The sequence below is a fragment of the Acidisphaera sp. S103 genome, from assembly GCF_009765975.1.
Lineage (GTDB): Bacteria > Pseudomonadota > Alphaproteobacteria > Acetobacterales > Acetobacteraceae > Rhodopila.
Genome location: NZ_LMUJ01000060.1, coordinates 18,136 through 41,160, shown reverse-complemented (window position 1 = coordinate 41,160; position 23,025 = coordinate 18,136). Strand labels below are relative to the sequence as shown.

The window sequence follows — 23,025 nt, the reverse complement described above, 5'->3', positions numbered from 1 at the left end:
ACGCTAAACCCTGGTGGCCGGTTTGTCATGGGGCACGAAGCGCATGCGGGATCGACAGCCCAACGAGCAGGGCGGCCGTCTGATCGGCCTGGACTACCTGCGTGGGTTCGTCATCGTCATGGTCGTGCTGCACCACTCGGTGCTCGCCTATTGCGGGTTCGGGCACTTCGATGCGCGGCACTATCTTTGGTCCAGCGCCCCGATCGTGGACAGCCAGCGCTGGGTGGGCTTCGACATCGCCGTGCTGTTCAACGACAGCTACTTCATGCCGCTGATGTTTCTTCTGTCTGGCCTGTTCGTCGGACCCAGCCTGCGGCGAAAGGGGCGGACGGCCTATCTACTCGATCGGCTGCGGCGGCTGGGGTTGCCATTCGCGCTGGCCGTGCTGACGGTTATGCCGCTGGCCTATTATCCATCCTATCGGATGACCGGGTCTCAGATCGGCTTCGGCGCGTTCTGGGTGCAGACCGTGTTCGATGGGCCGTGGCCGGCCGGTCCCGCGTGGTTCGTCGCCGTCCTGTTCGGCTTCGACGTCATGGCCGTGGCGATCCGGCCACGGCCGTGGCATCGCGGGGTCTCGTTTATAGCGTTGGCGGCGTTGTCGTTGGCCACCTACCTGCCGCTGCTGGTGGCGTTCGGGTCGGCTCGCTGGTTCGCGTGGGGTCCATTCGCGATCCAGGCAAGCCGTGTATTGCTCTATGCCGGGTATTTCTACGCCGGCGTCGCGATCGGGCCGGCGATCCGTGTCCAGGGGCGGCGGCCGGTGGTGCTGGCGGCGGCGTTGTTCGTATTGTTGTTGGCGGTGCAGAGTTGCCGGTTGCATGTCCCCTTACTGGTGCCTCGTATCGTTTGGCTGGTGCTGTACGGCGTGACGGTGGCGCTGTTCTGCGCCGCCGCAACCCAAGCGGCAGTGGCGTTATTCGCCAGGTTCAAACGACGGTTCGCGGTCTGGGACAGCTTGAGCGCGAATTCCTACGGTATCTACCTGCTGCACTATCCGTTCGTCGTCTGGGGCCAGTATGCGCTGCTGGACGCCGATATCGGGGCGCTTCCCAAGGCGGCCGGGGTGTTCACAGGCGCGCTGGGGTTGAGTTGGTGCAGTTCAGCCGTCTTGCGCCGGGCCGTTCGCTCGGTCACCGGTTTCCGGCGGCGGTAGTTCGAGGCCTTTATTTGCCTATCAGATCGCACCCCCAAAGGTCGTTCCCATTGGCCGGTCTTGCCGGTCGTGACGACCCCGGTCCAGGATAGCGGACGGAGGGGACGACGACAGGAATGCAACAGGAAACCTATGACTTCATCGTCACCGGGGCGGGATCGGCTGGGGCCGTGGTCGCCTCGCGGCTGTCGGAATCCGGCCGCCATAGCGTCCTGCTGCTGGAGGCCGGGCCGCCCGATACCAACCCCTGGATCCATATTCCCCTGGGTTTCGCCAAGACCTTCATCGACCCGAGGGTGAACTGGAAGTTCGAGAGTGCGCCGCAGCCGACGCTGGACAATCGGCGGCTGTACCTGCCGCGCGGCAAGACCTTGGGCGGCACAAGCTCCATCAACGGCATGGTTTATATCCGCGGCAACCACGCCGACTATGACGAATGGCGGCAACGCGGCTGCACCGGCTGGGACTGGGATTCGGTGCTGCCGTATTTCCGCAAAGCCCAGAACCAGGCGCGTGGGGACAGCGAATATCATGGCACCGGCGGCCCGCTGAACGTATCCGACCAGCCGCGGCGGTTCGAACTGACCGACGCCGTGCTGGCGGCTTGCGAGCAAGCGGGAGTCCCTCGCAATCCCGATTTCAACGGCGCCATGCAGGAGGGCTGCGGCTACTACCAGACCACCACATCGAACCGTCGCCGCTGGAGCACGGCGAAGGCCTATCTGGACCCCGCCCGGTCTCGCCCGAACCTGACCATTCGCACTGGCGCCCACGCCACACGGGTGATTTTAAGTGATGGCCGCGCGACGGGGGTGGAATACGCGTGTCTGGAGGGGCGCAGGATCGCGGCCGCCCGGCGGGAGGTGGTTGTGTCCGGCGGCACCTACGGGTCGCCCCAGCTTCTGCAACTTTCAGGTCTGGGCCCGGCGGAGCACCTGCGCGACATGGGGATCGACGTCGTTCGCGACATGCCGGCGGTGGGGTCCAACCTGCACGACCATTTCAACACCTACATGAGCTGGCGTTGCACCCGCTCGATCACATTGAACGACCTGGAGAACTCCTGGCCGCGCAAGATCGCCGCGGGTATTCGCTACAGCCTGTTCCGTTCCGGCCCGATGGCGAGCAACGGCATTCATGCCGGGTTGTTCACGCGGTCCGATCCAAGGCTGGAGCGGCCGGATTTGCAGATCAACCTGCTGGAATGGAGCACGCTGGAGCGCACCAGGGACCGCGTGATCTCGCACCGGTTTCCGGGGTTCACCTTAAGCCCGGTGCACCTGAAACCGGACGGACGCGGCACGGTGCGGCTGGCGAGTCCGGATCCGCTGGCGCCGCCGTCGATCCTGTTTGATTTCCTGCGCACCGATTACGACATGCGGGCCGTCGTGACCGGGATCAGGCTGGTTCGGACAATCGCCGAACAGCCGGCGTTGCGACCGTATATCGCGGCGGAAATCGCTCCTGGACCGGCGACGCAATCCGACGCGGACATGGAGGCGTTCGTGCGGCAGACCGGGGTTTCCAATCATCACCCCAGCAGTACGTGCGCGATGGGGACTGGAACGAACGCGGTGGTCGATCCTCGGCTGCGCGTGCATGGGGTGGGCGGGCTGCGGGTCGCGGATGCGTCGATCATGCCCTCGGTCGTCGCGGGGAACACGAATGCACCGAGCATCATGATCGGCGAGAAGGCGGCTGCGATGATTTTGGAGGATGTGGCGGCGTAGGACGGGTTGCCCCACGACGCCGGGCCGGTTACGTGCGGCGGAACACGCTGACGCTTTCGACCCGAGCCGACCAGAGGAACTGGTCGATCACGGTGACCGCCGCGAGGGTGTATCCAGCGCCGTTCAGCATCCGAGCGTCGCGCGATAGGGTGGCCGGGTTGCAACTGACATACACCACTGTCGGCACGCCGGCCGCGGCGATCTGACCGATTTGCGCCGCGGCGCCACCATGCGGGGGATCGAGCACCACCGCCGCGAACGCCTTCAACTCCTTCGCCGACAGCGGCTGGCGCGCCAGATCGCGCTGAAACGCCTCGATCCGTCCTGCCACGCCGCCCTGGTTGATCGCCTGCTTCAGCGCGCCGATTGTGGCCGTGTCGCCCTCGAAGGCGGCCACGCGCACCTTGCCGGCCAGCGCGAATGTCAGTGTCCCGCAGCCCGCGTATAGTTCCGCCACCCTGGTCTTGCTGGTGATCTTGCCGGGCATGCCGTTCAGAACCGCCTCGACGATGGCGCGCTCTCCCTCGGCAGTGGCTTGCAGGAACACGCCGGGCGGTGGCCGCACCGAGACACCCGATAGCGTGGTGGTGGGCGGACGGAGCAGCCCGATCGTCTCCGGCGTGTCGCCGCCCAGGGTCTGCGACACCCGGGGCAGGCCGTGATCGCGGGCGAAGTCGGTCAGGGCGATGCGGTCCTCCAGCGTCAGGGCCGCATCCGTCCGCAGCAGCATGTCGGGGCCGGAGTCCAGCAGGTTGATGACGATCGAGCCTTCGCGTCGCACCGCATTCAGTCCCTGAAGCAGCGCGCGCAACGGCCCCAGCAGCGCCATCAGTGCCGGATGCAGGACCAGGCAGTCGGTGATGTCGATGACCTCGGCGGAGCGTTGTTCGTGCAGGCCCAGGATGATGCGGCCGGTTGTGCGGCGGACCGCGAAATCGATGCGGCGGCGTTCGCCGGGCAGGCCGGGGACGAACGGCATTGGGTCGGGAGGCGTGGCGAAGCCGGCCTGGCGCAGGGCGTAGGATACCAGGCCGGCTTTCCAGGCCCGGTAGTCGCTGTCGCGCCAGTGTTGCAGCACGCAGCCGCCGCAGCGGCCAAAATGGCGGCAGGGCGGCTCGACACGGGCGTCGGTGGCGTCGGCGATGGTTTCGGCGAAGGCGTGCCAGCCGTCACCGCGGGATTGCAGCGGGCGGGCGGTGACAGTTTCACCGGGAAGGGTGAACGGCAGGTAGAGCGGCGTGCCGTCGGGGAGCTTGGCGATGCCGTCGCCCTCCGACCCGACGCGGTCGATGCGGACCTGCGCCGGTTCGGGGGGCTTGCGGCGAGAAGGTTTGGGTGCGTGAGCGGCCATTGGGGCAGTGTGTATAGGCAGGACGGACGAAACGGAACCGTCAAGGCGTGACGACAGCGGTGTTGTTCATGGTCGGTCCTCCGCATCCAGCACATGAGCACGTTTCAATCTCGTCTCGATCGACGCGGCGTCCGGCTTCGGCAGGGCGATCCAATTGTCGATGTCTTCATGAAGGCGTACAGTAGATATACCACTTTCTCATGTGCGACCTGGACGACTGGCGGAATAGCAGGTCGATTGGTAAGTATCCATTTTGCCAGACCTTGCTATTGGATGCCGCCTATGAGATGTTGCTCTCTAAATACTAATCACAATTCGACTGGACAATCGTTCAGCCGTCCAACCGGGAGGCGTCATATGTTGAGACTGGGCACCGTGCTGTTTGCGGGCACGATCGCTATCGGCTTGCTACCCGCCGTCGTCGACGCCCGGGAGCCATCCCGGCCCGCGGCCTGCCAAACCATTACCGACCGACAGGTGGAGGCACTTTTCGATCGATGGAACAAGTCGTTAGAGACCAGGAACTCAGAAGCGGTGGTCGCGAACTATGCTGCGAATGCGACCCTGTTGCCGACGGTACAGAGCGGCCCGCTGGTCGGGCATGACGCGATCCGCGGCTATTTTGACTATTTTCTGAAGCAGGCGCCGGACGGAAAGATTGACCAACGGATCATCCATCGCGGCTGCAACATCGCCTATGACATCGGCATCTACACCTTCACCCTCAACGGTGATCAGCCTAACAGCCGCAAACAGGTGCGAGCTCGTTATACTTACATCTATGCGCCCGAACACGGCAAATGGCTGATCGTCCACCACCATTCGTCGGCGGTACCGACACCGTAGGGATGTTGCCTCGCACCGTCCGAACGGGTGGCGAAGGCGAGGTTATTTTTGGTACAGGCAATGCTTGCCATCCAAGACGGCACACACGTGGCGGAAGCGATCGGGAGTCATCGTGTGTGCCGTATTGTCCTACTTCGTCAGGCTGTCGGAGACTCCCCGGTCAGCAGCTTGCCGACGGAACCGTTGGCGACCGCCATGCTCATCAGCAAGTCGGCGATGCTGGTTTGACCGCCGGCGCCCATCACGATGCCCGGGACGAGCGGTTGTTTAGCGTTCTTGATGGCCTCGGCCAGCAAACCCGCGATGGCGCGCCGTAGAGCGGCATCCGGGCCGCCAAGCGCGTCGGACTGGGCTTTGGTCGCGCTGGCCTCAGCGGCGCCGATGGCCTGAATCCGAGCGGCCTCGGCCTGACCGGCGAGGCGGGTCTGTTCGGCGGTGGCGGTGGCGGTTTTGACCAGGGCTTCGGCTTCCTTGGTTTTACGTTTCAAGGCGGCCTCACCCTCGTTCTCGGCGACGGCGATCGCGACCTTGGAGGCGGTCAGCGCGGGTTGCTGGGCGGCGATGGCCTTGGCTTCGTTGAGTTCTCGTTCCTTGACCGCGGCTTCCTGCTGGCTGGCGTACGTCGCGGCCTGCTCCTTGGCGACCTGGCGAGAGCGAAGCTGCTCGAACACCGTGTCGATGTGCTTGTCACCGGGGGCGGCGCGGGGGGTGCCGATCATCACCTCCATGACGTTCAAGCGGTATTTGCCGAAGCGTACTTTCATCTCGGCCAGGGCTTTGGCTTGTAGCGCGGCGCGTTCGTTCACCAGTTCGATCAGGGTCAGGGCCTGCGCGGCGTCCTTGAACCAGGCGCTGACCATCGGATCGAGCGATTGGTCCACAAGGTTGCCGATCTCCGGCCCGAATTGCTGCAGGACGTAGGGCGCGTCCTCCTGGGCGATGTGCACCACGATGGACAACGGCAGGATGGGCTCGAACGCGTCGCGGGTGATCAGCCTGATCTCCGACAGGTTGGCGTCGAAGTTGTGGCCGTCCGTCGCTGCCTCGATCCAGCGGAGCTGGAAGTTCGTGGTCGGGACGGTCTTCACCTTGTACGCATATGGGTTGTAGGCGTATTTGCCGGGTTGCAGCGGCACTTGCCAGACGCCGCGCTGGCCTTGCTCGACCAACTGGCCGTGCTTGTAGTCGGCTCCGGTCAGATCGGCGCCTGGAGGTCCGACGTAGGACACGACCACGCCGACGGTGCCCATCTCCACCATCGTCTTTTCCTTGAAGTCGACCGTCGCGAACAGCCGGTTGATATAGTACGTGCCTTCGGTCAGCACCTGTTCCTGCCGGCCGCGGCGGCCGCCGGCGGCGAGGAACTTCGGCACGTCCTGGAAACTGTTGTGGAACAGCGCCGGGACCTTGGCGTCGGTGCCGACGGTGGGGGCGATGATCTCGCCATGGTCCAGGGCCGGACCGTCCTGCACCGTCACCACGCCGATATCGTCGGCATCGAGGAAGACCGGGTCGTAGCCGCCGCGGCTTTGGATCAGCGCGTGCAGGGAGTCGATTTTCTCCCGGTCGCCCAGCGGGATTTCGTAGGTGCCATCTTCGGTGAACACCACGAACAGGGCGGTGTTGATGGCATAGGAGGCGGCGCGCAGGATATGACGCTGATTGCCCTGCTGTCCCCCTTTGGTCAGGAACGACCTTGCATCGCGGGGATCGACATCCTCCGGCCACGCTGCCAGCGCCTGACCGTTCGGCAATGGCGCGCCCGCTCGGGCGAACAGGTAACCGATGTTGCGGACGGTGATGAGCTTCTGGCGATGCACGCGATACATGAACGGCATGTAGCTGTGGAAACCGCCATGGATTGTCTCCGGCAGGAAACCGGTTTCGCCGCCGAGTGCCACGAAACCGATCTTGCCACCGTCGCGACTGCCGCGGAGCGACCATTTACGTTCGACGATGCCGTAGGAATCGTTGGGGATGAATACCCAACCGTCGCCGGAAAACATCAGGATAATCAATAAGATGAGCAAAGCCGCACCCAGGAGGGCGGGCCAAAGCAGATGGATTTCGAAGAGCGCGGACACGAGGATAACCTCATTGCAGCCCGGGATCGGGCGGCAAACGATTTAATATCGAAACCGGTCAGATACAAGGACGGCGGGGCCATCGGTTTGTGACAAATCCAAGCGGTCCGGGAAGGTTAGCCTTACGGGCGGGCGCGGTGTGGGGTTCCCGGCCGAGTGGTATCGTGGCGCCTGACGGAGTTCGTGGCCGTATCCGGACGTGACGCGCCGATGGCCGCTCCCTATATACCGTCACGACCCGCCGAACGCCCGGCCCACGAAAGCCCCCGGCCCACGAAAGCCCTTGAATGACCGATTCTACCGCTGAAATCGCCCGCCGCCGTACGTTCGCCATCATCTCCCACCCCGACGCCGGTAAAACCACCCTGACCGAACACCTGCTGCGTGAGGGCGGGGCGATCCAGCTTGCCGGCAACGTCCGAGCCAAGGGCGAGCGGCGGCGCACGCGGTCGGACTGGATGGGGATCGAGCGGGATCGCGGCATTTCGGTGGTCACCTCGGTCATGACGTTCGAATACGCCGACTGCGTCTTCAACCTGCTGGATACGCCGGGGCATGAGGATTTTTCCGAGGATACCTACCGCACACTGACGGCGGTCGACTCCGCCGTGATGGTCATCGACGCGGCCAAGGGCATCGAGGCGCGCACCCGGAAGCTGTTCGAGATTTGCCGCCTGCGCGACATCCCCATCATCACCTTCATCAACAAGATGGACCGCGAAGCGCGCGACCCGATCGAACTGCTGGATGAGGTTGCGTCGACCCTGGCCTTGGACACCTGCCCGGTCACCTGGCCGATCGGGCGGGCATCGGAGTTCGCCGGGACGTACGATTTGCGCAAGCGGCAGATGCACCTGATCGACGACCTGCCGCAATCCGATCCGCGCATGCTGGCGGTCGCCGACGAGGTGGACCTGGTGCGCTCCGCGCTGCCCGAATTCGATGTGGAGAGTTTCAACCACGGCCATCTGACGCCGGTCTATTTCGGCAGCGCGATCAAGGATATCGGGGTGAAGGACCTGTTGGACGGACTGGCCGAGTATGGGCCTCGGCCGCGGGCGCAGCCGGCTGACAAGCGCACCATCGAGGCGACGGAGTCCGGCCTGACCGCCCTGGTCTTCAAGATCCAGGCCAACATGGACCCCAATCATCGCGACCGCATCGCTTTCGCCAGGGTGTGCTCCGGGCGGCTGGTGCGCGGCATGCGGCTGAAGCAGGTGCGGACCGGCAAGTCCATCCCGTTGCACGCGCCGCAATTCTTCTTCGCTCGCGAGCGCGAAATCGCCGATGAGGCGTTCGCCGGCGACGTCGTCGGCATCCCCAACCACGGCACGCTGCGCATCGGCGATACGCTGACCGAGGGCGAGGATGTCCAGTTCACCGGTGTCCCGTATTTCGCCCCCGAAATTCTGCGCCGCGTCCGCCTGGACGACGCGATGAAGGCCAAGAAGCTGCGGCAGGCCCTGGTCGAACTGGCGGAGGAAGGCGTGGTCCAACTATTTCGTCCGCAGGACGGATCGGCGCCCTTGGTCGGCGTTGTCGGCACCTTGCAGTTGGACGTTCTTCAGGCCCGGCTGGGTGCGGAATATGGCGTGGCGATCGGGTTCGAAAATTCGCTGTTCTCGCTGGCTCGATGGGTGTCGTCGTCGGATAAGGCGGCCCTGGCGAAATTCGTCGCCGACAATCGCAGCGCCATGGCCGACGACGTCGATGGCGACCCGGTGTTCCTGGCGACCTCATCCTTCATGATGCGCCGGGCGGAAGACCTGGCACCCGGCCTGACCTTCCGGGACATCAAAGATATCCGCGCCGACCAACTGGCGGCGTGACCTTGGCCTACAGTTTGGCTCCGAAGGTTCGGAGGGGCCTCACCTCGCAATGACAAATCGGGTCATGACAATGCGCGGCTAGGCGCGATCTGGACCGGCCAAAATGCGCTAGGTTTTGGCCTTCTCGGCCAGGGCCTTGACCTCGTCCAGGGCTTCGACAAACCGAGCGTTCAGGAGTTTGACGGCCTCGGCGTTGGATTGCTGGATCAGGTCGCCGATCTCCTTCATGTTGGCGACTGCACGCTCATAGGCCTGTTTCAGCAGTTCGGCCTGCTTGGCGGCCTTGGCCTGCGGGGCCTCGAGCGTCGACATCGCCCGTATCGCCTCGGTCAGTTCGGCCATGTTCTGCTGCACGATCTCCATATGCCGGCGGGCCACGGTCTGGGCGCCTTCCAGGGCGACCTTGTTGGCGGCGGTCAGGGTCTCGATGTTGCGGCGGCTGGCTGAGACGAACGCCTCCATGTCCGGAACCGCGGGCATTTTCATATCGGCGAAAAGTTTGCCGAATTCGCCAAAATCCGCCATCGACTGGGGAGGGAATGCCATGGTGAAGATCCTTCTGCTGGTCCGGTTCGGCAACAGGGGCGAGGTTAGGCTCGCCGGGTGGGAAATCCAAGGCCACAGACCCGTGACAAAACCGCGTTGAGGCGCCATGTAACGGAAAAGGAGATCGGCCATGGACAACGACAACGCATCGGCGATGGTGTGCGGCCCTGACGGGTGCGACACCGAGGTTACGGGGACTCATCAGGTTGGCGTTACCGCGCCGGTGGGAACGCGGATCGATATCGTGTCGGATGCGATCTGCCCCTGGTGCTATGTCGGCAAGCGTCAGTTGGAACGCGCGCTGGCGACGCTGGCGGAGGAGGGGCTGCATTTCCAGGTTCATTGGAATCCGTTCCAGCTCAATCCCGACATGCCGAAAGAAGGGCGGGACCGTGCGGCCTATCGCGCCTGGAAGTTTGGCAGCGTGGAGAAATCCGCCGCCCTGGACCAGCGCATCACCGACGCGGCGGCCGCTGTCGGCCTGGATTTCCACACCGACCTGATGACCCGCACGCCGAACACCATCGACGCCCATCGGCTGATCTGGTTCGCCGGCCAGCATGGCGACCAGGACGCAGCGATGGAGGCGGTGTTCAAGGCCTACTTCGTCGAGGGGCGCGATGTCGGCGACCACGCCGTGCTGGCCGATTGCGCCGAGACAGCGGGTCTGCCGCGCCAGGCGGTGCTGGACTTTCTTGCCGGGGATTTGGCGGACAAAGAGATGCGTGGCGCCGACCAGGCTGCTCGCGAGGCGGGGGTTTCCGGCGTTCCGTCATTCTTCCTGGACGGCTACAGCCTGTTCTCCGGCGCGATGCCGGCGGAGACGATCGCTACGGCGCTGCGGCGTGGCCATGGGATCCTGCAGAAGCAACAGAGCAGTGCGGCGTAGGGCAGCATCGGGCGGATTTTCTCTACTTCGGTGGCGGCCCGGCTGAAACGCACTGCCGCGACAAGCCAGTAGAGAGAGGTTTTGCTGCCTTCTGTTGGGCCGTTTACCGCGCTGTCGCACCGCCTATAGTGCCCGCCATACCGGACACCAGGAGGAAACAGTCATGACCAGCAAGCATCCCGAGACGCTCGCCCTGCACGCCGGCTGGCGCCGCGACAGCGCCACCCACGCCGTCGCCGTGCCGATCTACCAGACCACGGCCTATCAATTCGACAGCGCCGAACATGCGGCGAACCTGTTCGGACTGAAGGAACTCGGCAACATCTACACGCGCATCATGAACCCGACCAACGATGCGCTGGAACAGCGGCTGGCGGCGATCGAGGGTGGGGTCGCGGCGCTTGCGCTTGGCTCCGGCCAGGCGGCGTCGGCGTTTTCGGTGCAAAACCTGGCTCGGGCCGGCGACAATTTCGTTACGTCCACCGACCTGTACGGCGGCACCTGGAACCTGTTCGCCAACACGCTGAAGGACCAGGGCATCGAGGCCCGTTTCGTCGATCCAAGCGACCCCGAGGGGTTTGCGCGCGCTACCGACGATCGCACGCGGGCGTATTATGCGGAGACGCTGCCCAATCCCAAGCTGATCCCGTTCCCCATCGCGGAGGTGGCCAGTATCGGCCGATCCTTCGGTATCCCGCTGATCATGGACAACACCGCGGCGCCCGTACTGGTGCGCCCGTTCGACCATGGTGCGGCGGTGGTGATGTATTCCACCACCAAATGGATCGGCGGGCATGGGACCTCGATCGGCGGCATCGTCATCGATGGCGGCAATTTCGACTGGGAAGCCAATCCTGGCCGCCAGCCGGCGTTGAACACGCCTGACCCGTCGTACCACGGCGCGGTCTGGTCGCAGGCCGTCAAGCCGCTGGGTCCGATCGCCTATATCCTGAAGATGCGGGTCACCCTGCTGCGCGACCTGGGCGCCGCGATGGCTCCGTTCAATGCGTTCGCGTTCATTCAGGGTGTCGAAACCCTGCCGCTGCGGATGCGGGAGCACAGCCGGAACGCCCTGGCGGTCGCCAACTACCTGGCCGACCGCAAGGATGTGACCCGCGTCATCCACCCGGCGCACCACACGGGTCTCGGCGCGGAACGGACGGCGAAATACCTGCCGCACGGGCAGGGCGGCCTGGTCGGGTTCGAACTGGCGGGCGGCGCGAAAGCCGGCAGCACATTCATCAATGCGCTCAAGATGTTCTACCATGTCGCCAACATCGGCGATGCCCGCAGCCTGGCGATCCATCCGGCGAGCACTACGCACTCCCAACTGACGGAGTCGGAGCAGGCGGCGACCGGGGTGACGCCTGGTTATGTTCGGCTGTCGGTGGGACTGGAGCACATCGACGACATCCTGGCCGATCTGTCCCAGGCGTTGGACGCGGCGAAGGCATGAGCATGGCCGCGCCTGCCCCTCGTACCGCCTTGGTAACCGGCGGTGCCAAGGGTATCGGCGCGGGCATCGCGGGGCGTCTGGCGACGGATGGCTGGCGGGTGATCGTCGCCGACCGGGACCCCGCCGGGGCGGCCCCGGCCGGCGGGCGGTATGTTGTCTGCGACGTCGGTGAGGAGGCCTCGGTTGCCGCGCTGGTGGGTTCGATCGCGGTGGCGGAACAGCGGCTGGATGCGCTGGTGTGCAATGCCGGGTTCATGATCCGCAAGCCGCTTGGGGCGCTTTCCCTGGCGGAATGGTCGGCGGTGCTGACCACCAACCTGACCAGCACGTTCCTGCTGGTTCGCGCGGCCGAAGTCCTGCTGCGTGCCGCCAAGGGCGCGGTGGTGACGATCGCCTCGTCCCGCGCTCGGATGTCGGAGCCGAACACGGAATCGTATTCGGCGTCGAAAGGCGGGCTGGTCGCGTTGACCCATGCGCTGGCGGTGAGCCTGGGGCCGGATATCCGGGTGAACTGCATCAGTCCTGGCTGGATCCTGACCAAGGGTCCCGAACCGACGGAACAGGAGCACGCGTTCCACCCGGCCGGACGGGTTGGCCGTGCCGAGGACATTGCCGCGCTTGCCGCGTTCCTGGTGGGACAGGAAAGCGGTTTCATTACTGGTGCCGAGTTTGTCGTGGACGGTGGGGTGACGCGGAAGATGATCTATCCGGACTAGGGATTTGCGCCCGCGCCCGCCATAACCGGCTGAGAGCGATAGGGGAAGACAATGAAGATCAAACTAAAGGATTTTCGTGTTCGGGAAGGCGCTGATGTCGATCTTGGCAAGTGGCCGACGAAAGTGGCGAAGGTTTACAAGTCCGACCATCAGTATCATCAGATATTGAACGACCATGTCGCTCGCCTGAGTGCGCAGCAGCAACTTCTATATGCATCCAACGGGCACGCCGTGCTGTTGATCTTCCAGGCGATGGACGCGGCGGGCAAAGACGGTGCGATCAAGCACGTCATGTCGGGGGTCAATCCTCAGGGCTGCCAGGTGTTCAGCTTCAAGCGTCCCAGCGCGACCGAGTTGCTGCACGATTTTCTATGGCGAACGACCCGAGACCTGCCGGAACGCGGCCGTATCGGCATTTTCAACCGATCGTATTATGAGGAAGTCCTGGTGGCCCGGGTCCACCCGGACATCCTGCTGGGCGAGAGCCTGCCGGCCAACGACACGTCCGTCTGGGCGGCCCGGTATCGCTCTATCGTCGATCTGGAGCGGCATCTGCATGCCAATGGAACCCGGATCGTCAAGTTCTTCCTGCACCTGTCGAAAGACGAGCAACGCCGGCGCTTCCTGCAACGGATAGACGAGCCGGAGAAGAACTGGAAGTTCAGCCAGGCGGATATCGAGGAGCGTGCCTTCTGGCCGGATTACATGAAAGCCTATGGAAAGTGCCTGGGCGCGACGAGCACGCGCCATTCACCCTGGTACATCGTCCCCGCCGATGACAAGGAGAATGCGCGTTTGATCTTGTCGGAGATCATTCTGGATACGCTTGAGAGCCTGAAAATGTCCTATCCGGAGACGACGGAGGAACGGCGGCGGGCGCTGCTGGCGATCCGCGAACAGTTGGCGGAATGATACCGGCGGCTAGATGCGGCCGCGCAACCGGGCGACCATCCGGCGCACGGGCAACAGACGTGCCCATGATTGCCGCACTGCTTGAGTGTTGCCCTGGGTCTGCTGCAACGTTTGCTCGATTCCGCGCAGTATCGTCCGCACTTCAAGATATCGTTCGCCCGCGAGCTGGGCATTCCGATCGATCTGCCGCGACAACTGTGCCACCTGATCTTCGGTGTGTCGCATCAGCACCTGCATCAGCCCGAGATATGACGGTTCCTTGGCCAGAAGCTGTCTTACCAGGCTGTTGCGATACAGGACGTCATACAGGGCATGCTGGTCGCTGCCTGCCATGACCGAGTTGCCGTAGGCGCCTTGCCCGCTCGATCGCCGCCAATGATAGTAGGCCAACGGCTGGTCGATGGTGGCGATGTCGCCGATCATCAGGACACGAAGATTGAAGTCCCAGTCTCCAAGAACGGGCAATGCCGCGTTGAACGGCCCGATGGCGTCGACAGCGGATTTGCGAACCAGCAAGGTGATCGGTGGAATCGAATTGCGCGACAGCAATCGTGCGGAATCGATCTGACTTTGCCAAAACGGATTGTCCGAGCGCTGTTCCTCGGTAATGACGCCGGATTCGATCCGTTCATGGATCACCGTACAGTTGGTCGCCACCGCTGCGTAGGCGGCATTCTCAGGACGGCGCAGGAACGATACCGTGGTCGTCAGGAAATCCAGGTGCCAACTGTCGTCGTCGTCATGCACGACGATAAAATCCCCCTCCGCTATCGCCAGGGCGGCGTTCGATGCTGCCTCCATGCCCAGGCTTTGTGGGTGGTGCAGCAGCGTCACGCGCCCCTGGAATGCCGATTCGTGGTTTTGCACAAGCTGTTCCACGATCGCGGGGTCGCCACCATCATTGACGAGATACAGATGCCAGTCGGTATGGCTTTGCGACAGCACGCTGACCAATGCCCGAGCCAGGGTGACGGGCCGGTTCCTGGTGCGGGTCAGAATGGCGACGCGGGTGCCGGATGTGTCGGCATGCTGCGCCGATCGCATGCTGTTGGGGAAGAAATCGAACTGCATCGTTGGCTTCTTTGGGTTGGGGGAGGCGGCGTTGCTTGGGGAAGCCCTGAGTAGCAGCGGCTCACGCCCGGTCAATACGGCAGGCCGGATCCTGCCGCGGAGCCCGCGGAGACGACAGGGGTCGCTGGCGAGCGGACGCGACTCAAACGCCGTGCCCAAACTTCACTGAGAAGCCGTGGGTTGAAGATGGTTTGCCTGGCAAGCTGCCACACGGATGATCGATGGCCGGGGCGGGCGAAGCGACCGGTTATTGTTGGGCGTCGCCCGGACAGCTACCCCACTTCCACCGGCCCGATTTCTTTCAGGCGGGGCAGCACTTCCTTGGTGAACAGGCGGATGCTCTTGGTGGATTCCGCGTGGGTCATGTAGCCGGACCGGCCGACCAAGGCGAGGTGTCCGAAACCGCCGACTTTGTCGTAGAATTGCATGATCTGGCGGTAGACGCTGTCCGGGTTGCCGGCGAACAGGATGCCTTGCGCCATCGCTTCCGGCGCGGTGATGGAGATCAGCTTTTCCGCGTTACGGCTTGCGGGGGCGACACCTTTTTCGGCATCCACCAGGGCCAACCCTGCGTCGGGTTTCGGTTGCGTCCGATACAAGCCTGGCGCGGCCACCGGCGGCGCTGCACCTGGCAGGAATTTGTTGAACTGCGGCGCGGATTTCAGGCTGGTGTTCAGGAACCACAGCAGCTTGCTGCCGACCTCGATGCCTTCGTCCTCGGTGTCGCCGACGTAGACCAGCGCGGCATAGGCGAAGTTGTCCGTCGTTACCTTCGGCAAGCCGGCGGCGGCGCGGGCCTGGCGATGGGCATCGTAGGCGCGTTTCGTGCCTTCCGGTCCGCGCAGTACCAGCACGTGGCGCATGCCCCGGCGCCCGACCTCGGCCGAACTGGACGGGTCGCCGGTCGCTGCCCACATCGGCGGATGCGGGTCCTGGTAGGGCCGCGGCCAGATGTTCACGTGGCGGTGACTGAAATGTTTGCCTTCCCAACTGAATGGTCCGTCATGGGTGGTCAGTGCCTTTTTGATCAGGTCGATCGCTTCCCAGTAGCGTTCCTCGTTGTTCACCGGATTGATGTTGGACGATGCCATTTCGGTGCCGCCGGATTTCACGAAGCCGATGTCGAACCGGCCTTTGGCGAGGATATCGGCGGTGGCGTATTCCTCGGCGACGCGCACCGGATCGGGGCGTAATGAAACCAGCGTGCCCAGGCTGAGGACGCGCACATTGCGGGTCTGCCTGGCCAGGAGACTGGTCACCATCGGGTTGGCGCCGATCAACGAATTGATGCCGGCGTGGTGCTCAATCGCGATGACGTTCATGCCGAGGTCGTCGCACAGCAGGAATTCGTCCAGCACTTCATCGAACAGGGTTGCCGCGATGCGCGGGTCACACAGTTGGTTGGGCAGCGAGGCCCGCACCGAATCGGCTGCGTCGGTGATCGCCTTGTCGACGAACGGGTAGGGAATTTCACATTGCCACCAGGCGTCCATGGGATCGGCCTCCTACAAAAACGCGCTGAGATGATCGACAAAGACGTCCGGCTGCTCGATTTCTGGCTGGTGCCCCGCCTGATCGATCACGGTGAAGTCCGCGCCGGGGATCAGGCCGGCGAAGGCCTGGCCGTATGACGGACGCACGATGCGGTCGGAGGCGCCCCACAGCACTCGGGTGGGCACATCGATCCGTGGCAGCCAGAATGCCAGCCTCGGGTTGTGCATATACGGATGCCATGCGTACCGCGACAGCGACTCCCAATTCCGATGGCGCATGATCAGGGCTTCGTCGGACATCGCGTTGAAGTCTGGTGCGTTGGCGGGATCGTGCCAGGTTCGGCGCGTCACTTCATCCGGATGGGTGTTGAAAATGTCCGTTATGTCCGGGGTTTCGCGGTCGCTGATCTTGATGCCGACCGTATCTACAAGTGCTAGCCGGGCGATTTTGTGGTGGGAGCGGACGGCGAGTTCCGCGGCCAGCCAGCCACCGAAGGAGAAGCCGACCAGCGTGACTTTTTCGAACGGCAGCGCATTGAGGAAGGCCGCATAGAGGTTCGTGAGGTCGTAGATCGTTTCGAAGTCCTTCGGCCGAGCGGAGCGGCCGAATCCGGGGTGGGAGGGTGCGATGATTTCTGCCCGCTGTGACAGCAGGTGCAGAAAGCGGGCCTCGGGGTCGATCTGCTGAAATCCGTGCAGCAGCACGACCGGTTGTCCGGCGCCTAACCGGGTGACTTCCATATCGATCCCGTGCAGAATCATGTTTTCGTTCCCTTACTGGGGTAGTTCGTCGTCGCGGGTTTCACGACCCAGCAGCATGGCGATCATGCTGAGTACCGCGAAACATGTCATCACCGCCGCCGCGTTGTTGAAGGTGCCGAACGGCACCACCAGAAGGCCGGCGACCAGCGGCCCGAAACTGGTGATGATTCGTCCGGAACCGTTGCAGAACGAGACCGCGGTCGCTCGCACATGGGTCGGAAACAACTCCGGCAGATAGACCGCGTGGCCGGAGAACACGCCGAACACGAAGTAGCCGAAAACCGGCAGCATCAACGGGTAATAATCCCAGGTTTTGAGCGCGAGATACAGGATCAGGCCGCTGACGATGGCGCCGACATTGAAGAACAGGATGGTCGGCTTGCGGCCCATCAGGTCGGCAATGAAGCCGAAGCTGCCGTAGCCCAGGATGCCGCCGATTCCCCACAGCATCATGCCGTATCCGACATAAGGGATCGCGGCGGCACCGATGATGCCCTGCTTTTGCAGCATCAGGCTTTGGATCGTCGGCAACCAGATCAGGCTGGTCCAGATCGACAACAGGGTTCCCAGGCAGAACAGCAGCCCGACGCCGGTGTTGAAGCGCAATTCCTTGGAAAACAACTGGGTGAACGAGAGCCGCATGAACGCCTGGTCGGCATCGCTCGCCATTCGGCCGGCGGCCTTTACCGACGAACGCCTGTCCTGCACGGTCTTGAAATGGTCGGGTTCATGCACGCCCCGGCGCAGCATCAGCAACAGCAGCGCCGGAATGATCCCGACGAAGAATACCGACCGCCAGCCGTATGGGCCAACCAGATTGTAGATCTGTCCGCCGATCAACGGCCCGAACGCGCCGCCGGTCATCATGATTCCCAGCACTTTCGCTCGGTTGGTCTGGGCGAAGACTTCGGCAACCAGGGCGATGCCGACCACGCCTTCCGCGCCGGTGCCGACTCCGGCCAGGAAGCGGAACAACCCAAGCTGAAACGGGGTTTGCGAAAATCCCTGGCAGGCGGTGAACACGCTGAACACCATGATGCTGATCGCCAGGGTGCGGACGCGTCCGATGTAGTCAGCGACAATGCCGAACAGGAAGCCGCCGAAGGCCCAGCCGAGCAGTCCGGCCATCGCGAGGTAGCCGCCGACGCTGCCGATTTGCGCCGGGGTCGCGTGGCCGCCGAGCAGATCGGTGACAGCCGGGCGCAGGACGAAGGAGAACAGGCCGAAATCGGTGGAGTCCAGTGCCCAGCCCAGCCATGTGACCAGGAACACTTTCCATTGATAGGCGGTCAGGCCAAACAGTCCGGATACGCTACGACCGGCGGTATCGGTGGCTTGCATGACATACTCCCGTTGGCGCGGGCTCTAGCGGTCCGCTGCATTTTTCAGGACAGGAAGCCACGTACCACCGCCGCTACCCGTTCCGGTGCCTGGATCGTGCCTACATGGCCCAGCCCGTCAAGCACCACCGTTCGGGCATTGGGGATTTCATCGGCGATGCCGAGGCTGTGGACGGGTGGAATCAGTTTGTCCTCGGCGTGTGCCAACACAAGTGTCGGGGCGGTGATGCCGCTCAACGGCAATAGCGGCGCATTGGGGATCAACGCACCGCGCCGTGCTTGTTGCGCCGGTGTGCGTTTGCTGCCAGCGAAACGTTGTGCCAGTTCCGGGTGTTGCGCCAGATGGTCGGCGGTATAGAAGTAATGTGCGATCGCCATGGCGTTGCGGGCCGGATCCGCTCGCAGCCGGCCGAGTTCGGCAGCGGTTTCCGGGGCAATATCGGCGACACTTCGGCCAATCCGAATTGCCGCCGACAGCACCAGCCGATCCACCACCGCCGGGTGGCGGACGGCTAGCGCCTGGGCGATAATGCTGCCTAGCGAGGTGCCGAACACATGCGCTTTCCGGTGTCCCAGCGCGGTGATCAGACCCGCCGCGTCATCCGCCATATCGGTGATGCCATAGGGTTGTTCGGGATTGATCGTTTCACCGGAATCGCGCTGGTCATAGCCGATGCAGGCGAAATCCGCTGTCAGCAACGGCACGAAACGATCGAACATGGTGTGGTCGGCCTCGGCGCCATGGATCAGCACCAAGGGGACGCCGGCACCGGTCACGGCATATGCGACCTTCACGCCGCCTGGCACGGTGACATGTTGCATCAGACTTGTCCCGGATGCAGCAACGTGTTCATGGTTGTTATGATCTCCGCCGCCGGGTCGCTGGGCAGATAGGGCATCCGCCATGCCACATGGCCATCCGGCCGTACCAGCACGGCGCCGCGCATACCCATCCGAAAACCGTCGGATTCATCCACGCGCGGCATGGTGCGAAGGCCGATCGGTATCCCCAGTTTCTCGGAGGCTTGCTTGCCGGCCTCCAGCCACTCCGCGCCCAAAGGCCCGGTGACCAGGGTGAACGTCTTGTCGAACCAATCCAGTGTCGAGTGCTTGCGGGCGAAGTCCAGCCACAGATGTGGGAACCGGCCGCCCGGCCGATCGCTGGGCCGATACACACGCGGATCGAGCGGACGCGGAATGGTTCCATCCGGAATCACCGCACCTTCCTCGTAACGGAAGTCCAGCGCCTGCCCGACGCTGTGCAGATGGTTGTCCATATCATCCAGCCAGAATTTGATCCGATCCGGATGGCCACTGCGGGCCGCTGCCTCCATCGATCCATAGCGACGCCGATTGCCGAAACTGAAATCGGCGTTGGACTGCGCGACCGGCCGCCGCTCCACGCTGTAGCTATCGAGCAACGCGTCATCGGCGATGCCGCGCAGGACGAACGCCAGCTTCCAGGCCAGGTTGTGGGCGTCCTGCACACCGGAGTTCAGCCCGAACCCGCCTGTGGGCGGAAAGCGGTGCGCGGCGTCGCCCACCAGCAGCACGCGCCCTTGGCGGAACCGCTGCGCCACCTGCTTGCTGACACGCCAGACGGATCGGTTCAGCAATTGCACCGCCAAGTCTGGGACGCCGGTCTGCGCGCGTATCAGCTCGATTGTTTCAGCATCCGTCCATGGATGCGGACGGTCGTCCTGTTCCAATCCGATCTGGGTCACGGTCAGCCAGCGATCACGTCCATTGGTATTTAGAATGGTCGAAACCGGCACCCCCGGGACGTTGGATATGATACGGTATCCGGCTGCCTCCCGGGTGATCGGAAAACGCGATAGATCGCCTTTCCAGTACTCGTTCGACATGACGGCGAGCGTGGCCGGGCCTTCCATCTCTATCCCCGCTGCCCGCCGGGTGCGGCTGCCGGCGCCGTCGGCCGCGATCAGATACCGAGCGTTCCACCACTGCTCCTTGCCGTTGCCGGTGGAGCGGGTGCGCACCGTTACGCCATCAGTGGATTCCTCGAAGCCGAGAAACTCGGTGTTGAACAGGATCCTGGCGTGTTTCGAGCCTTGCAGTTCGGCGTGAATTTCTTCCTCGACGGCGTCCTGCGCGACCAGGCTTTTCCAGGCCGGCGTATGGCCTTCGTTCGGTTCCGGCCGGGTGCGCCCGATTTCCCGCCCGGCGATGCTTTCGACGAACACGAACATGTCGGAGCCGTCTTGCAGGCCGCGGTCGCGGATGCGCTGTTCGATGCCCCATTGGCGGAACAATTCCATGGTGCGGATCCAGCAGCCGCGCGACTTCGGATGATCGGTGGTGGTCGGACTGCGCTCGACCACGACGCAGTCGATCTCAAAACGGTGAAGCAGGAGCGCCATGGCGAGGCCAACCGGCCCTCCGCCCACGATCAGGACGGATGTTGTCTGGGACATCGAAGCGATTTCCTCCGGCGGGTGTTGCCCGCGCATTGCGATAACCCTGGCACCGGTACAAGCTATCGCGCAAATATATAAAATCGATGAAAGTGATCTGATTTCGGCATGCCTATGGACCTTCGCCAACTGCGCTACTTCGTGGCTGTTGCCGAGACCGGCAGCTTCAGTGCGGCCGCCGCCAGCCTGCGCATCGCCCAATCGGCGCTGTCCCGTCAGGTGCAGGCGTTGGAGTACGCCTGCCGCGGTTCGCTGATGGATCGCGGCGCGCGGGGCGTCGTGTTGACGGAAGCGGGGGCGCTGCTGCTGACCCGAGCGCGTTTCCTGCTGGCCGAGGCCGCCAGCACGATTTCGGAGATCTCCGAATTGAACAGCGAACCCAGCGGGATGGTGCGTCTCGTCGCGCCGCCCAGCTTCGGCGACATCCTGTTTCCAGTGCTGGCGGTCAGCGTGGTGCGGCGCCTGCCCGGTGTGCAACTGGAGCTGCGGGAAGCGCTGAACGAAACCGCGCTCGCCGAACTGCGGCAGGGTGGTCTGGATCTGGCCGTGGTCAGTTCGCCGGACCCCGACCCGCGCATCGACTATGTGGCGCTGTGTACCGAACCGATGATCCTCGTGGGACCGCCGAACGACCCTCTGCTAGCGGTTTCGTCGGTTCCGCTGGATCTATTGCCGGAGTTGCCGCTGGTCCTGCCGGTCGGCAGCGGATGGCTGTCCGTGGTGCGCCGGCGTCTCGGCGCCAAGGCAAGTCCGGCGCAGATCAAGGCGAAGGTGTGGGTGCAAAGCCCCGGACCGATGAAGGCGCTGCTGCGGGCGGGACTGGGCTATGCCGTGCTGCCGGCCTCGGCGGTGCAACCGGACCTGACGGCGGGCACGCTGTCAGGGGCGGTGGTGGAGGATTTCTCGCTGTCTCGGCTGCTGGCCGTGCCGCGGGATCGTCCGCTGACGCGGGCGGCGCAGGCCGTGGCCGAGGCGATCCGGACGGAAACGGCGGCGATCGTCGCTGCCGGCGCGTTCGGTTGGCGTGCGCCGCAGGGTGAGCGGCGGCGGCGTCAGGGGGTGCCTGGCTCGCCCAAATCCCACCAGATACCGGCGTAGGCGGCCAGACCCTCACGCGCCGGGCCGGTCAGCAGATGCTCATCCGGACCGTGCTGCTTGCAGCCGTTGTAGCTGTGCGGGATCCAGACCAGCGGCACACCGAGGTAGTCCACGAACACGTCGCCCGGCAGGCCGCCGGAGGAGTTCGGGATGACCTGGACGCGCTTGCCCCCCGTCTTTTCCATGCTGGCGACTGTCCAGCGGACCCAGGGATGGCTGGGATCGGTGCGGCTGGCGGGCATGCGGACATAGGCGTTTTCGATGCCGATGGACTGGAAGTCATTGTCGTCGAGGTGCTGGCGCAGCGCGGGGCCGAAGGTTTCGGGGTCGGAATCGACGGTGTAGCGGATCTGGCAGTGCGCCCTTGCGTTCGGGGCGACGGCGTTGACGGGGTTTTCCGGTCGGCCGGACAACAGCGAGAGGACGATGAAGCTGTTCCAGCCGTAGATTTTCTCGGCTGGGGTCAGGCCGGGTTCGCCCCAGCCCGGATCGATGTTGGCTGACTCGCCCCCGCCGCCGACCGGGCAGCCATCCAGCACCGCACGCACCGCGGCGGGCACGCCGTTGCGGGGCAGCCAGTCTCGCACGAGGATCTTGCCGTGGCGGTCCATGATGGTGCCGAGCGCGTGGCTGAGGACGACCGCAGGGTCGGTGGTCAGGCCGCCCCAATGTCCGGAGTGGACGCCGCCGGGACGCAGGTCCACCGTGAGGTCGAAATGGTAGGTGCCGCGGGTGCCGGTGGCGATGGTCGGGACCTCCGGCATCACGCGTGGGCCGTCGCTGGCGATCAGCACGTCGGCGGCCAGCCGGTCGGCCTGTTCGGCGACGAATTGGCGCAGGCCGGTGGAGCCGCGTTCCTCGCTGGTTTCCAGGATCAGCTTCAGGTTGAAACCAAGCGTGCCGCTGCGTTCGGCCAGGACTGCCTCCAGCGCCGAGAGGTTCAGGGCGTGCTGGCCTTTGTTGTCGGCGGAGCCCCTGCCGTACCAGTGGTCGGCTTCCTCGGTCAGGGTCCAGGGGGACAGGCCGGCGCGCCACTGGTCGTCGAGGCCGCGGACGGTGTCGCCATGGCCGTAGGTCAGGACGGTGGGGCGGTCGGGTCCCTCCAGGCGTTCGGCGAACAGGATGGGGCCGAAGCCGGCGACGGGGTTGGGGTGGATTTCGACGGTGAAGCCCATGCGTTGCAGCCAGGGCTGGATGGCATCGGCGAGGTAGCGCTGGACGTCGGGTTGGTGGCCGGGGTCCTGGGAGGTGCTGGGGATGGCGACGAGCTCCGCGAGATGGTCGCGGAAGCCATTGGAGTCGAAGTGGGTG

The 23,025-nt window shown here is 64.3% G+C and carries 19 protein-coding genes; 9 read left to right on the top strand and 10 right to left on the bottom strand.

Annotated features, from left to right (window positions below; genetic code table 11):
• Window positions 1–43 precede the first annotated feature (43 nt).
• Both GSQ89_RS19090 and GSQ89_RS19085 read left to right on the top strand, forming a co-directional pair.
• Window positions 44–1,156, top strand: coding sequence for an acyltransferase (locus tag GSQ89_RS19090; RefSeq protein WP_158928123.1), 1,113 nt, complete (start codon window positions 44–46; stop codon window positions 1,154–1,156).
• A gap of 116 nt (window positions 1,157–1,272) precedes the next feature.
• Complete coding sequence (locus GSQ89_RS19085; protein ID WP_158928121.1) at window positions 1,273–2,886, top strand: GMC family oxidoreductase; 1,614 nt, start codon at window positions 1,273–1,275, stop codon at window positions 2,884–2,886.
• Window positions 2,887–2,914: 28 nt separating this feature from the next.
• Here the strand turns inward: GSQ89_RS19085 and GSQ89_RS19080 are convergent, their stop codons facing one another.
• On the bottom strand, window positions 2,915–4,237 hold the full coding sequence (locus tag GSQ89_RS19080; RefSeq protein WP_158928119.1) for a class I SAM-dependent RNA methyltransferase: 1,323 nt from the start codon (window positions 4,235–4,237) through the stop codon (window positions 2,915–2,917).
• A 357-nt stretch (window positions 4,238–4,594) separates the two neighbouring features.
• Between GSQ89_RS19080 and GSQ89_RS19075 the strand changes: the two genes are divergently transcribed.
• Window positions 4,595–5,083, top strand: a complete 489-nt coding sequence (locus GSQ89_RS19075; protein ID WP_158928117.1) for an SgcJ/EcaC family oxidoreductase — start codon at window positions 4,595–4,597, stop codon at window positions 5,081–5,083.
• A gap of 137 nt (window positions 5,084–5,220) precedes the next feature.
• On the opposite strand, the gene GSQ89_RS19070 is transcribed toward GSQ89_RS19075, so the two are convergent.
• Window positions 5,221–7,167 carry an SPFH domain-containing protein gene (locus GSQ89_RS19070; protein WP_254073280.1) on the bottom strand — a complete coding sequence of 649 codons (1,947 nt, stop codon included), beginning with the start codon at window positions 7,165–7,167 and terminating at the stop codon, window positions 5,221–5,223.
• Between the two features lie 287 nt (window positions 7,168–7,454).
• Between GSQ89_RS19070 and GSQ89_RS19065 the strand changes: the two genes are divergently transcribed.
• On the top strand, window positions 7,455–8,996 hold the full coding sequence (locus tag GSQ89_RS19065) for a peptide chain release factor 3 (RefSeq protein WP_158928115.1): 1,542 nt from the start codon (window positions 7,455–7,457) through the stop codon (window positions 8,994–8,996).
• A 108-nt stretch (window positions 8,997–9,104) separates the two neighbouring features.
• Here the strand turns inward: GSQ89_RS19065 and GSQ89_RS19060 are convergent, their stop codons facing one another.
• The gene (locus tag GSQ89_RS19060) at window positions 9,105–9,542 is read right to left on the bottom strand and encodes a phasin family protein (protein ID WP_158928113.1); all 438 of its coding nucleotides are present in this window, start codon (window positions 9,540–9,542) and stop codon (window positions 9,105–9,107) included.
• Between the two features lie 130 nt (window positions 9,543–9,672).
• Here GSQ89_RS19060 and GSQ89_RS19055 point away from each other — a divergent pair, with 130 nt between their 5' ends.
• The 4 genes from GSQ89_RS19055 to GSQ89_RS19040 all read left to right on the top strand — a co-directional run bounded on the left by GSQ89_RS19055 (window position 9,673) and on the right by GSQ89_RS19040 (window position 13,515).
• Window positions 9,673–10,431, top strand: coding sequence for a DsbA family oxidoreductase (locus GSQ89_RS19055; RefSeq protein WP_158928111.1), 759 nt, complete (start codon window positions 9,673–9,675; stop codon window positions 10,429–10,431).
• Between the two features lie 163 nt (window positions 10,432–10,594).
• Complete coding sequence (locus GSQ89_RS19050; RefSeq protein WP_158928109.1) at window positions 10,595–11,887, top strand: O-acetylhomoserine aminocarboxypropyltransferase/cysteine synthase family protein; 1,293 nt, start codon at window positions 10,595–10,597, stop codon at window positions 11,885–11,887.
• Window positions 11,884–12,603 (top strand): SDR family oxidoreductase, encoded by a 720-nt coding sequence (locus tag GSQ89_RS19045; RefSeq protein WP_158928107.1) that lies wholly within the window; start codon window positions 11,884–11,886, stop codon window positions 12,601–12,603. The genes GSQ89_RS19050 and GSQ89_RS19045 overlap by 4 nt, the downstream gene beginning before the upstream one ends.
• A gap of 51 nt (window positions 12,604–12,654) precedes the next feature.
• Entirely contained in the window at window positions 12,655–13,515 is an 861-nt protein-coding gene (locus GSQ89_RS19040) for an ADP-polyphosphate phosphotransferase (protein ID WP_158928105.1), read from the top strand.
• Between the two features lie 9 nt (window positions 13,516–13,524).
• On the opposite strand, the gene GSQ89_RS19035 is transcribed toward GSQ89_RS19040, so the two are convergent.
• The 6 genes from GSQ89_RS19035 to GSQ89_RS19010 all read right to left on the bottom strand — a co-directional run bounded on the left by GSQ89_RS19035 (window position 13,525) and on the right by GSQ89_RS19010 (window position 20,616).
• The gene (locus GSQ89_RS19035) at window positions 13,525–14,586 is read right to left on the bottom strand and encodes a glycosyltransferase (protein WP_158928103.1); all 1,062 of its coding nucleotides are present in this window, start codon (window positions 14,584–14,586) and stop codon (window positions 13,525–13,527) included.
• 272 nt (window positions 14,587–14,858) lie between these two features.
• Window positions 14,859–16,079, bottom strand: a complete 1,221-nt coding sequence (locus tag GSQ89_RS19030; RefSeq protein ID WP_158928101.1) for an LLM class flavin-dependent oxidoreductase — start codon at window positions 16,077–16,079, stop codon at window positions 14,859–14,861.
• 12 nt (window positions 16,080–16,091) lie between these two features.
• A complete protein-coding gene (locus GSQ89_RS19025) occupies window positions 16,092–16,841 on the bottom strand; it encodes an alpha/beta fold hydrolase (RefSeq protein WP_158928099.1) in 750 nt (249 codons plus the stop codon).
• A gap of 12 nt (window positions 16,842–16,853) precedes the next feature.
• Window positions 16,854–18,182: an MFS transporter gene (locus GSQ89_RS19020; protein WP_158928097.1), complete on the bottom strand. Its 1,329-nt coding sequence runs from the start codon at window positions 18,180–18,182 to the stop codon at window positions 16,854–16,856.
• A 44-nt stretch (window positions 18,183–18,226) separates the two neighbouring features.
• Window positions 18,227–19,003, bottom strand: coding sequence for an alpha/beta fold hydrolase (locus GSQ89_RS19015; protein WP_158928095.1), 777 nt, complete (start codon window positions 19,001–19,003; stop codon window positions 18,227–18,229).
• Complete coding sequence (locus GSQ89_RS19010; RefSeq protein ID WP_158928093.1) at window positions 19,003–20,616, bottom strand: FAD-dependent monooxygenase; 1,614 nt, start codon at window positions 20,614–20,616, stop codon at window positions 19,003–19,005. The genes GSQ89_RS19015 and GSQ89_RS19010 overlap by 1 nt, the downstream gene beginning before the upstream one ends.
• 108 nt (window positions 20,617–20,724) lie before the next feature.
• Here GSQ89_RS19010 and GSQ89_RS19005 point away from each other — a divergent pair, with 108 nt between their 5' ends.
• Entirely contained in the window at window positions 20,725–21,714 is a 990-nt protein-coding gene (locus tag GSQ89_RS19005; protein ID WP_158928091.1) for a LysR family transcriptional regulator, read from the top strand.
• Here the strand turns inward: GSQ89_RS19005 and GSQ89_RS19000 are convergent.
• A partial coding sequence (locus tag GSQ89_RS19000; RefSeq protein ID WP_158928090.1) for a M20/M25/M40 family metallo-hydrolase occupies window positions 21,669–23,025 on the bottom strand: 1,357 nt, incomplete at its 5' end. The two genes, GSQ89_RS19005 and GSQ89_RS19000, sit on opposite strands and share 46 nt — an antisense overlap.